The organism is Isoptericola sp. NPDC055881 (assembly GCF_053615895.1).
In genome coordinates this window covers 1-10,995 of sequence record NZ_JBSHCR010000101.1, presented here as the reverse complement: position 1 = coordinate 10,995, position 10,995 = coordinate 1, and the positions used below count along the sequence as shown (strand labels likewise).

Sequence of the window (10,995 nt, the reverse complement as noted above, 5' to 3'; positions counted from 1 at the left end):
GACTTGATCCTCAAGAACGCTGTTTGAGGATCAAGTCAGCACGCTCGTTGCGGCCCGGTGCGGGTCAGTGCGCGAAGTGGCGCGTCCCGGTGAGGTACATCGTGACGCCGGCGGCCTGGGCCGCCTCGATCACCTCGGCGTCGCGGATGGACCCGCCCGGCTGCACGACCGCGCGCACGCCGGCGTCGAGCAGCACCTGCAGGCCGTCGGCGAACGGGAAGAACGCGTCGGACGCGGCGACCGCGCCGCGCGCCCGCTCCTGCCCCTCGGCCAGCGTGTTGGCGCGCTCGACGGACAGACGGCAGGAGTCGACGCGGTTGACCTGACCCATGCCGATGCCGACGGCGGCGCCGTCCGCGGCGAGCAGGATGGCGTTCGACTTCGCGGCGCGCACGGCCTTCCACGCGAAGGCGAGGTCCGCCAGCGTGGCCTCGTCGGCAGCCTCGCCCGCGGCGAGGGTCCAGGAGGCGGGGTCGTCGCCCTCGGCCTGGAACCGGTCGACCTCCTGGACGAGCATGCCGCCGGAGATCGGGCGGTTCTCCGCAGCGGCGCGCGGCGGGGTGTCGACCACGAGCAGGCGCAGGTTCTTCTTGGCCTGGAGGATCTCGAGGGCCTCGGGCTCGAAGCCGGGCGCGACGAGCACCTCGGTGAACACCGGGGCGATCTGCTCGGCCGCGGCCTTCGTGACGACGCGGTTCGCCGCGATCACGCCGCCGTACGCCGACACGGGGTCCGTCGCGTGCGCGCGCGCGTGCGCCTGGGCGACGTCGGCTCCGACGGCGATGCCGCACGGGTTGGCGTGCTTGATGATCGCGACGGCCGGGCCCTCGTGGTCGTGGGCGGCGCGCCACGCGGCGTCGGCGTCGACGTAGTTGTTGTAGCTCATCGCCTTGCCGTGCAGCTGCGTGGCCTGGGCGAGCCCGGTCGCACCGTCGGTCCGCGTGTACAGGGCGGCCTTCTGGTGCGGGTTCTCGCCGTAGCGCAGCACCGCGGCGCGCTCGAAGGCGGCGCCCGCGACGTCGGGCAGGTGCGACTCGACCGCGACCTCGTCGGGCGCGTAGGAGCTCGCGAACCAGGAGGAGACCGCGACGTCGTACTGCGCGGTGTGGGCGAACGCCGCGGCGGCGAGCCGCTTGCGCTGCGCGAACGTGAAGCCGCCGCCCTGCACGGCCGCGACGACGTCGTCGTAGCGGGCCGGGTCGACGACGACCGCGACGCTCGGGTGGTTCTTGGCCGCGGCGCGGACCATGGACGGGCCGCCGATGTCGATCTGCTCGACGACGTCGTCCGGGCCCGCGCCCGACGCGACCGTCGCCGCGAACGGGTAGAGGTTCACGACGACCAGCTCGAAGGTCTCGATGCCGAGGTCGGCGAGCTGGGCGAGGTGGTCGGCCTTGCGGGTGTCGGCCAGGATGCCGGCGTGCACGCGCGGGTGCAGCGTCTTCACGCGGCCCTCGAGGCACTCGGGGAAGCCGGTGAGCTCCTCGACGCGGGTCACGGGGATGCCGGCGTCGGCGATCTTCCCGGCGGTCGAGCCGGTCGAGACGAGCTCGACGCCGGCGGCGTGCAGGGCGGTGGCCAGCTCGACGAGGCCGGTCTTGTCGTAGACGCTCAGCAGCGCGCGCCGCACGGGGCGCTGTGCGTCGTCGGCGAGCTGGACGTCGGGGGCGGACGGTGCTCCGGACATGTGTCTTCTCCTCGGTGCGGGTTCTCGCGGAAAGACCCTCGCACCCAGGCGGGCGGCGCGCATGACGGGACACGTCGGCCGCTCCCCGGTGGTGACCCACCCTCGCCAGTCACGGCCGAGGCGGAGTCTACCGAACGCCGCCGGGCCGGGTCACGGCAGCGCGACCTCGATCCCGAGCAGGCGCCAGGCGCGCTCGGCCATCGCCGCGCGCTCCCCGGCCGGCCTCCGCGTGAGCGCGCCGGCCACGAGCTCGACCCCGAGCATGAGGTCGTCCACCCCGACGTCCTGGGGCACCTGACCCGCCGCGAGCGCCGCCTCGTGGTGGGCGGCGAGCACCGCGGCCACGCGGTCGCGCAGCTCGAGCATGCGGCCGGGCCGGTCCTCGGCCAGCAGGTCGACGACACCCACGGACTCGATGGCGTGCCGGGTCACGAGCCCGAGCAGGCGGGGCAGGGCGGCGCCGTCGGCGGAGGCGGCCTCCAGCTCGGCGACGTTCTCCTCGACGACGGCGGCCACGAGGGCGACGCGGTCCGGGAAGTGCCGGTAGAGACTGCCCTGCCCGACCTCGGCGCGGCGGGCCACGGAGCTCAGCGGGGCGGCGGTGCCGGACTCGGCGAAGACCGCGTGCGCCGCCCTCAGGAGCGCGGCCCGGTTGCGTGCGGCGGCCGCGGGCCCGGGGTTGCTCCTGGCGGCGGGGCGAGGGTTGCTCCGTTCGGTGGGCACGGGAATAGACTATCAACCGGACAACATTGTCCGGTTACCTGAGACCCCCTCCGGGGGACCGCCATCAAGGAGAGCACCATGGCCCTGTCCGCATCCTCGACCGTCGGCGAGTGGCTCGACCACCCCGTCGGAGGCCGCATCCTCGGCGCCGTCCTCGAGCAGGCCGGCGCCTCCGCCGAGGCGCTCGCCCCGGCGCGCAGCCTGCCCCTGGAGCAGCTCGTCGCCCTGTCGAACGGCAAGTTCCCGGCCGAGATGGTCGACGGCCTCGTCGCCGCCTACCGCGAGCAGGCGCCCGACGACGCCGACGCGCCAGGCACCGCGTCCGGGAGCACGGCGGGTGCCACGTCCGCGCCGGCCCCGTGGACCGAGCAGGTCACCCCCGGCCGCTTCACCGGCCAGACCGTCGTCGTCACGGGTGCCGCCTCCGGCATCGGCCGGGCGGTCGCCGCCCGCGTGGCGCGCGAGGGCGGCCGCGTGGTCGCCGTCGACCTGGCGATGGAGAAGCTCGACGAGCTCGCCGCGACCCTGCCGGACGCGGAGGTCGTGACCGTCGCGGGCGACATCACGTCCGCCGCGTCGGTCGAGGAGATCGTGCGCGCGGCGGGCGACCGGGTCGACGCGCTCGCGAACGTCGCCGGGATCATGGACGACATGGGCGCGGTGCACGAGCTCACCGACGCGATGTGGGAGCGCGTGATGCGCGTGAACGTCGACGGCACGATGCGCCTCATGCGCGCCGTCCTGCCCGGGATGCTCGCCGCGGGCCGGGGCCGGATCGTCAACGTCGCCTCGGAGGCGGGGCTGCGCGGGTCGGCCGCGGGCGCCGCGTACACGGCCTCGAAGCACGCCGTCGTCGGCCTCACCAAGTCGTCCGCCGTGATGTACGCCGGCACGGGCGTGCAGGTGAACGCCGTCGCGCCCGGCGGCGTGGCGACCGGCATCCAGGTGCCCGGCCAGGCCGAGTTCGGCGGCGCGCGCCTGGGCCGGTTCATGGGCAACATCCCCGGGATCGCGACGGCGGAGCACCTCGCCGCGTCCATCACGTTCCTGCTGTCGACGGACGCCGTGAACCTCAACGGCGCGATCCTCGCGTCGGACGGCGGCTGGTCGGCGGTCTGACCGACCGAGCTGTCAGACCCAGGTGCGGGCATGCCCTGGCCTGGCTCTGACCGCTCGAGCGCACGGAAAGTTGTCAGAGCCACGTCATGCTCGCGCGTGACGTGGCTCTGACAGCTTCGCCGGGTCACTCGGCGGGCATCGGGATGGCGTCGTCGGCCCAGGCGTCCGGGGTGCCGACCCGCCACAGCGAGGGCACGAGGGCGATCCCCACGACGGTGACCGCGAGCAGCGCCACGAGCGTCCACAGCACGGCGCCGATGCCGCCCGCCCCGAGGAGGCTGCCGCCGACCAGCGGTGCGATCGGCAGGGCCGCCACCCCGCTGAGGCCCAGCACGGACGAGAGCCGCCCCTGCATCTGGTCCGGCGTGATCGCCGCGGTGTACCCCGCCATCGCGGCGTTCACCGCCGGGACGAGCAGCACACCCACCCCGATGAGGACGACGTACGCAGCGTAGGTCTGGACGAGAGCCATCCCGGCGAACGCGACGACCAGCAGCCCGAGCGAGACGACGGTGACGGCGCCGAGCCGCAGCCGCGCGACGAGCGGGGGCGCGAACAGCGAGCCGAGCAGCATCGACCCCGCGGCGACCATGTTGAAGACGCCGATGAGCACGGGCGGCGTGCCCGTCCGGGCGAGCTCGAGGCTGATGCCGATCATCATGCCGCTCAGCGCGACGTTGACCATGACGAACAGCCCGATGCTGGCGCGGAACAGCGGCACCGACCACACGTAGCGCAGCCCCTGCCTGAGGGCGACGAGGGGGTGCGTGGCGCGCGCCTCGGCGTCCCCGCCGCCGAGCGGCTCCCGGACGAAGAAGGCGCAGACGGCGGTGGCCGCGGTCCCCACGACCGCCCCGAGCATCGGCACCACGTGCGCGACGCCGTAGAGCACGCCGCCGAGCGGTCCCCCGAGCATCCCGGCGACGGCGTCGCGTCCTTGCGCGGCGGCGTACGCGGTGGGCAGTTGCGGCTGCGGGACGACGGCGCGGAACGCACCGCTGATGGCCGGGTCGAGGAAGGCGGTCGCCACGGCGGCGCCGAACAGGACCGCCGCGAGGTGCCACGCCGTCAGCCCGCCGAGGACCCCGGCGACCACGACCGTGGCCCACAGCAGGGCCGCGACACCCGCCGCGACGACGACGAGCCGGCGGCGGTCCGTGCGGTCGGCGACGACGCCCGCGGGCAGCGCCGCCAGGAGCGCGCCGGTCTGCCCGACGGCGGCCACGACGCCGGCCGCGGTCGGCGAGCCGGTGAGCTGCAGCGCCAGCAGCGGCACCGCGAACCTCGTGACGCTGCCGCCCAGCGACTGCGCGGTGAGCCCGGACATGAGCAGCAGGTACGGGCGGTTGCGGCGCAGGGGCCCGACGGCCTCGGTCGTCGCGGTCCCCTCGGTCGGGGTGGCGGTCTCGCTCGGTGCGGACGGCGCTGCGGCCGCCGTGCTCTGGGTCATGACAGGGACGCTAGTCCCGCAACATCAGTTGCGCAATAGTTATTGCGCATCGAATCTTGCGCACCTGCCGTTGCGGGACGTTGCTAGGCTCAGAGCGTGCTGGAGACCTCGATGGACATCACCGAGCCGGAGGCGCTCCGCGCCCTGGCGAACCCCGTGCGGCAGCGGATCCTCATGCAGCTGGCAGTCATGGACCACGCGCGGGCCGCCGATCTCGCCGAGGCGATCGGGCACCCGGCCAACTCCGTGAGCTTTCACCTCCGGGTGCTCGCCAAGGCCGGGATGATCGTCGAGGCACCCGAGCACGCGCGCGACAAGCGCGACCGCGTGTGGACCAACGCGGCCGGCAGCTTCAACGTCAAGACCGACACCCCGGCCTCGCGGGAGGCCGTGCTGCGCCCCGCCATGCGCTGGGCCTCCGACGTCTTCATCAACGGGCACCGGGACGACGAGTCCGTGCGTCGGCAGTTCATGACCTCGTCGATCCTGCTGACCAAGGAAGAGGCCGACGCCCTCGCCACGGAGGTGCACGAGCTGCTGAACCGCTGGGGGGACCGGACGCTCGCGGCAGCGCGTGCCGAGCCGGAGGTCGTGCGCGAGACCTACCAGGTGCTCAACGTCCTCGGGCCGCGCGATGACGTCCACCGGGGCACCGAGGCTCCCGCGCAGGACTGAGCGCGCGCGTCAGCCCAGGACGGCGCTCCGCCCCTCGACGCGCAGGCCCTCTCGGGCGATGCGGCCCACGGTCTCGACGAGCAGGGCGCGCTCGGCGACCTTGATCCGCTCGTGCAGGGCCGACTCGTCGTCGGTGTCGAGCACGGGCACGGTGGCCTGCGCGAGGATCGGGCCGGTGTCGACACCGGTGTCCACCACGTGCACGGTGCAGCCGGTGACCTTGACCCCGTAGGCGAGGGCGTCGCGCACGCCGTGCGCGCCGGGGAACGACGGCAGCAGGGCGGGGTGCGTGTTGACGATCCGCCCGGCGAACCGCTCCACGAACGAGGGTGCCAGGATCCGCATGAAACCGGCGAGGACGACGTAGTCCGGCCGGAACACGGCGACGGCCTCGGCGATGCCGACGTTCCACGCGGCCCGGTCGTCGAAGTCTGCCGGGGCGACGACGACGGACGCCACGCCGGCGTCGCGCGCGAGGTCCAGGGCACCGGCGCCGGGCTTGTCGGAGACGACGCCGACGACGCGGGCGCCGTAGGCGGGGTCGTCGTGCGCGGCGAGCAGAGCGGCGAGGTTGGACCCTCCGCCCGACGCCAGGACGACGAGCCGAGCCTGGGCCGTCTCCCGGGTGGACGTGGACGCGACGGGGTGGCCGGACGGGGTCTGCACGGACGTCACCCTACTCGTCACCAGCTCATGGTCCCGGTCCCGCTCGGCGCCGCTACGAACGCCGCAGCCGCGCCCCGACGTCGAGATACGCGCAGACCAGCACGATCGCCGCGCCCGCACCGACCTCGACGGCCACCACGGCACCGAGGAGGACGGGGTCGGCCCCGACCGCGGCCAGACGGCCGGCACCGGCCGCTCCCCCGGCCCACCACTGCAGCAGCCCCGTCACGACGCCCGCGAGCAGGACGACGCCCGCGAGCACCTGCGCGACGTCGGCCCACCGCACACGCTCCGGGTCGAGCCGCCGCCACGCGAACCAGCCCGCGAGCAGCCCGCACGCGACGACGACCAGCGGCCCCGCGACCGCGGCCGTCGTGCCCGACCAGTCCGGCCCCGGCAGCGCGCCCAGCAGGGGCACGGCGGGCAGCGGCCCGGTGGTCGTGCCGCCGGGGGCGAACGACGTGTCCTGCCCGACGGCGAACCCCGGCCCGGCCAGCCAGGCCGTCGCCCAGAGCACGACGTTGGGCAGCAGGGCGAGCTGCGCGACCGCGAACACCACGCCGCCGATCCAGCCGGGGTCGAGCCCGGTCACGACGTCCTCCGACGTCGCCCGGCCGGCCACGACCCACACGCCGGTCAGGGCGGCCCCGAGCCCGAGCAGCGCGAACAGCGCCACCGTCCCCGCCTGCAGGCCGAGCCGCACGACGTCGGGCACGGCGCGGTCCAGGAGTCCGCCGGGGACGACGACGAGCGGCCGGTCCGGCGGGACGAGGATGCCCAGCGCCGCGCCGACCCCGCCCACGACGAGACCTCCGAGGGCGGCCAGGGCGAGCCGTGGGCCCGGGGCGGCCAGGCCGTCGCCGCCCGCCACTCCTGCCGTCGCCAGCGCCAGCGCGCAGGTCACGGCGGCGTAGGTCGTGGCCGCGCCGACCCAGGCAGGGAGGGTGGGCAGCGCGGAGCGCTTGACGGACACGTAGGCGGTGAAGACGGCGAGGGCCCCGATGCCGAGCGGGATCACGGTGACGACGCCGGCCCCCGCGGCCATCGGCACGCCGTGGCCGAGCAGCCAGAGCCCGGTCGCGACGCCGACGGCACCGGTCCATGCGGAGTCGGCGGAGCCGCCCAGCGCGCCGACCACGGCCAGCAGCACCACGACCGCGCCGGACAGGACGATCCCCTGCACGGCGGCCCAGGCGCCGGAGGTCGCCGCGGCGAACCGCTCTCCCCCGCGGCCCGGGGCGGCGCCGTCGACCGTGCGGACGGTGCGGGTGGGTCGGGTCCCGGGTGGTGCGCTCACGGCCCCATCGTCACCCGCGCGCCTGCCAGAACCTCGCAGACACACAGACGGCGCCCGCCCCCAGGGGGCGGACGCCGTCGTGCGCGTCGTGCAGGGCGTCAGGACGCCTGCAGGTCAGAGCGCCTTGAGGATCTCGCGCATGAGCTCGGCGGTCTCGGACGGCGTCTTGCCGACCTTCACGCCCACGGCCTCGAGGGCCTCCTTCTTGGCCTGCGCGGTGCCGGCCGAGCCGGACACGATCGCACCGGCGTGGCCCATCGTCTTGCCCTCGGGGGCGGTGAAGCCCGCGACGTAGCCGACGACCGGCTTGGTGACGTGCTCGGCGATGTACGCCGCCGCGCGCTCCTCGGCGTCGCCGCCGATCTCGCCGATCATGACGATCGCCTTGGTCTCCGGGTCGTTCTCGAAGGCCTCGAGCGCGTCGATGTGCGTGGTGCCGATGACCGGGTCGCCGCCGATGCCGATGGCGGTCGAGAACCCGAGGTCCTTCAGCTCGTACATCATCTGGTAGGTCAGGGTGCCCGACTTCGACACGAGGCCGATGGGGCCCTTGCCCGTGATGGTGTGCGGCGTGATGCCGGCCAGCGACTCGCCCGGCGTGATGATGCCGGGGCAGTTCGGGCCGATCATGCGGGTCTTCTTGCCCTGCAGGTAGGCGAAGACCTCCGCCGAGTCCTGCACCGGGACGCCCTCGGTGATGACGACGATCAGCGGCATCTCGGCGTCGACGGCCTCGATCGCCGCGTCCTTGGTGAACGCCGGGGGCACGAACAGGACCGACACGTTCGCGCCGGTCTCCGCCATGGCCTCCTTGACGCTGCCGAAGACGGGAAGCGTGACGTCGTTGCCCTCGTGGTCCTTGTGGGTCACGGTGGTGCCGGCCTTGCGGGCGTTGACGCCGCCCACGATCTGCGCGCCGGAGTCGAGCATCAGGGCGGTGTGCTTGGCACCCATCCCGCCGGTGATGCCCTGGACGATGATCTTGCTGTCCTTGTTCAGGTAGATCGACATGGTTCTGAAGTCTCTGCTTTCGACGTCTGCGGGGCGCTCAGAGGTGGGCGAGCTCGGCGGCCTTGGCGGCGCCGCCGTCCATGGTCTCGGCCAGGGTGACCAGCGGGTGGTTCGCCTCGGCCAGGATGGCGCGGCCGAGGTCCACGTTGTTGCCGTCGAGACGCACGACCAGCGGCTTGCTGGCCTCGTCGCCGAGGATCTCCAGCGCACCGACGATGCCCTTGGCGACCTCGTCGCAGGCGGTGATGCCGCCGAAGACGTTGACGAACACGCTCTTGACCTGCGGGTCGTTGAGGATGACGTCCAGGCCGTTCGCCATGACCGTGGCGTTGGCGCCGCCACCGATGTCGAGGAAGTTGGCGGGCTTGACGCCGCCGTGCTCCTCGCCGGCGTACGCGACGACGTCGAGGGTGCTCATCACGAGGCCCGCGCCGTTGCCGATGATGCCGACCTCGCCGTCGAGCTTGACGTAGTTGAGGCCGTTCTCCTTGGCCTTGGCCTCGAGCGGGTCAGCCGCGGCCTTGTCCTCGAGCTCCGCGTGCTCGGGGTGGCGCACCTCGGAGGCGTTCTCGTCGAGCGAGACCTTGCCGTCGAGGGCGACGATCGCGCCGTCCTCGGTGCGGACCAGCGGGTTCACCTCGACGAGGGTGGCGTCCTCGGCGGTGAAGACCGTCCAGAGCTTCTGGATGACGTCGGCGACCGGGGCCTTGAGGTCGTCGGCGAAGTTCGCGGCATCCACGATCTCGCGGGCCTTGGCCTCGTCGATGCCCACGATCGGGTCGACGGCGACGCGGGCGAGCGCCTCGGGGCGCTCGACGGCGAGCTGCTCGATCTCCATGCCGCCCTCGACGGAGCACATGGCGAGGTAGTTGCGGTTCGCACGGTCCAGGAGCACGGAGAAGTAGAACTCCTCGGCGATCTTGGCGCCCTGCGCGATCATCACGCGGTGGACGGTGTGGCCCTTGATGTCCATCCCGAGGATCTCGGAGGCCTTCTCCTCGGCCTCCGCCGGGGAGTGGGCCAGCTTGACGCCGCCGGCCTTGCCGCGGCCGCCGGTCTTCACCTGGGCCTTGACGACGACGGTCCCGCCGCCGAGCTTCTCTGCACCTGCGCGAGCCTCTTCGGGCGTCGTCGCGACGACGCCGCCGAGCACGGGCACGCCGTGCTTCTCGAAGATGTCGCGAGCCTGGTATTCGAACAGGTCCACCCTGCTGCGTCCTTCCATCGGTGGTGCCCCTGGGTCGGCAGAGGCCGGCACGAACGGATGTCTCGACATCAAGACATCCCCGAACAGGGTAGTCCGACCCGAACGACAGCGGGAACAGCGGCCCCTGATCTCCGGCTGCGGGTGACCGATCCCACACCCCCGGCGCGAGCTGTCAGAGCCACGCGCGGGTATGGCCCCGCCTCACTCTGACAGGTCCACGCGCGCCAGACCTGTCAGAACCAGGACCCGGTAGGGCGGCACCTGGCTCTGACAACTCGTGCGTCAACTGGGGTTGACAGTGATCATGCCGTCAACCATCGTTGACGGCATGACCGAACAGACGCTCGTCGGCGCGGCCGCCGGCGACGACCCCGGAGAAGGCCTGCGGGCCGTCCGCGCGCTGCGCGACCTGGCCGACCGTCTCGAGACGCTCCAGGTGGAGCGGGCCCGGACGCTCGGCTGGTCGTGGCAGGACGTCGCGGACGCGCTCGGCGTGAGCAAGCAGGCGGTCCACAAGAAGCACGGCAGGAGGATCTGATGTTCGAGAGGTTCACGAAGGACGCGCGCGCGGTCGTCGTCGGCGCTCAGGAGGTGGCGGTCGAGCTGCGCACGGACACGATCGACACCCGGCACCTGGTGGTCTCGCTCACCCGGCGCGACGCGACCGCGGCCGCGGCCCTGCGCGCCGTCGGCCTCGACCCGGCCGACGTCGAGGCCCGCTGCCGCCGCGCCGTCGAGGCGGAGGACTCGCTCGACGGCGCGGCGCTGGCCGCCGTGGGCGTCGACCTCGCCGAGGTCCGCCGGCGCACCGACGAGGTCTTCGGGCGCGGCGCGCTGGACCGCGCCGGGAAGCCACGGCGGCAGCGCTCGCACCACCCGTTCGCCCAGGACGCGAAGAAGGCGCTGGAGCTCGCGCTGCGCGAGGCCGTGCGCCTCGGCGACAAGGGGATCGACGAGGGCCACCTGCTGCTCGGCGTCCTGCGCGCCGACTGCCCCGGCGGCCGCGTCCTGGAGTCCGCCCTGCACGACGCGGGCAGCGACGTCCCCGCCCTGCGCACCGCCGCCGCGCGGGAGGTGCGCGCCGCCTGACCGGGCTCCCGAAGCCCGGACGGGCCCCTGACGACCCCGCGTCAGCCGGCCCGCCACCGTCCCGGCGCGCC

General features: G+C 73.9%; 11 protein-coding genes and 1 riboswitch. Of the genes, 4 read left to right on the top strand and 7 right to left on the bottom strand.

From position 1 onward, the window contains the following. Nucleotides 1-64: 64 nt before the first annotated feature. Both purH and ACWGKI_RS19580 read right to left on the bottom strand, forming a co-directional pair. Complete coding sequence (purH, locus tag ACWGKI_RS19585) at nucleotides 65-1,687, bottom strand: bifunctional phosphoribosylaminoimidazolecarboxamide formyltransferase/IMP cyclohydrolase (RefSeq protein ID WP_380245534.1); 1,623 nt, start codon at nucleotides 1,685-1,687, stop codon at nucleotides 65-67. A gap of 35 nt (nucleotides 1,688-1,722) precedes the next feature. Further along, nucleotides 1,723-1,810: riboswitch (ZMP/ZTP riboswitch) on the bottom strand. Nucleotides 1,811-1,837: 27 nt separating this feature from the next. Then, complete coding sequence (locus ACWGKI_RS19580) at nucleotides 1,838-2,410, bottom strand: TetR/AcrR family transcriptional regulator (protein WP_380245533.1); 573 nt, start codon at nucleotides 2,408-2,410, stop codon at nucleotides 1,838-1,840. A gap of 78 nt (nucleotides 2,411-2,488) precedes the next feature. On the opposite strand from ACWGKI_RS19580, the gene ACWGKI_RS19575 reads away from it, so the two are divergent. Next, entirely contained in the window at nucleotides 2,489-3,529 is a 1,041-nt protein-coding gene (locus ACWGKI_RS19575; RefSeq protein ID WP_452189252.1) for an SDR family NAD(P)-dependent oxidoreductase, read from the top strand. 124 nt (nucleotides 3,530-3,653) lie between these two features. On the opposite strand, the gene ACWGKI_RS19570 is transcribed toward ACWGKI_RS19575, so the two are convergent. Next, the gene (locus ACWGKI_RS19570) at nucleotides 3,654-4,979 is read right to left on the bottom strand and encodes an MFS transporter (protein WP_380245196.1); all 1,326 of its coding nucleotides are present in this window, start codon (nucleotides 4,977-4,979) and stop codon (nucleotides 3,654-3,656) included. Nucleotides 4,980-5,075: 96 nt separating this feature from the next. Here ACWGKI_RS19570 and ACWGKI_RS19565 point away from each other — a divergent pair, with 96 nt between their 5' ends. Beyond that, on the top strand, nucleotides 5,076-5,654 hold the full coding sequence (locus ACWGKI_RS19565; RefSeq protein WP_380245197.1) for an ArsR/SmtB family transcription factor: 579 nt from the start codon (nucleotides 5,076-5,078) through the stop codon (nucleotides 5,652-5,654). A 9-nt stretch (nucleotides 5,655-5,663) separates the two neighbouring features. Here ACWGKI_RS19565 and purN read toward each other — a convergent pair whose 3' ends face one another. The 4 genes from purN to sucC all read right to left on the bottom strand — a co-directional run bounded on the left by purN (nucleotide 5,664) and on the right by sucC (nucleotide 9,835). Continuing rightward, entirely contained in the window at nucleotides 5,664-6,320 is a 657-nt protein-coding gene (purN, locus tag ACWGKI_RS19560) for a phosphoribosylglycinamide formyltransferase (protein ID WP_380245203.1), read from the bottom strand. Between the two features lie 52 nt (nucleotides 6,321-6,372). Beyond that, entirely contained in the window at nucleotides 6,373-7,617 is a 1,245-nt protein-coding gene (locus ACWGKI_RS19555; protein ID WP_452189249.1) for a cell division protein PerM, read from the bottom strand. A 114-nt stretch (nucleotides 7,618-7,731) separates the two neighbouring features. After that, complete coding sequence (gene sucD / locus ACWGKI_RS19550; RefSeq protein WP_380245199.1) at nucleotides 7,732-8,628, bottom strand: succinate--CoA ligase subunit alpha; 897 nt, start codon at nucleotides 8,626-8,628, stop codon at nucleotides 7,732-7,734. Between the two features lie 37 nt (nucleotides 8,629-8,665). Continuing rightward, nucleotides 8,666-9,835 carry an ADP-forming succinate--CoA ligase subunit beta gene (gene sucC / locus ACWGKI_RS19545; protein WP_380245200.1) on the bottom strand — a complete coding sequence of 390 codons (1,170 nt, stop codon included), beginning with the start codon at nucleotides 9,833-9,835 and terminating at the stop codon, nucleotides 8,666-8,668. 328 nt (nucleotides 9,836-10,163) lie between these two features. Here sucC and ACWGKI_RS19540 point away from each other — a divergent pair, with 328 nt between their 5' ends. Together ACWGKI_RS19540 and ACWGKI_RS19535 are read left to right on the top strand one after the other, a co-directional pair. Then, nucleotides 10,164-10,373 (top strand): RNA polymerase subunit sigma-70, encoded by a 210-nt coding sequence (locus ACWGKI_RS19540; protein ID WP_380245201.1) that lies wholly within the window; start codon nucleotides 10,164-10,166, stop codon nucleotides 10,371-10,373. Next, nucleotides 10,373-10,924 (top strand): Clp protease N-terminal domain-containing protein, encoded by a 552-nt coding sequence (locus tag ACWGKI_RS19535; RefSeq protein ID WP_452189246.1) that lies wholly within the window; start codon nucleotides 10,373-10,375, stop codon nucleotides 10,922-10,924. Before ACWGKI_RS19540 ends, ACWGKI_RS19535 begins: the two co-directional genes overlap by 1 nt. Nucleotides 10,925-10,995 lie beyond the last annotated feature (71 nt).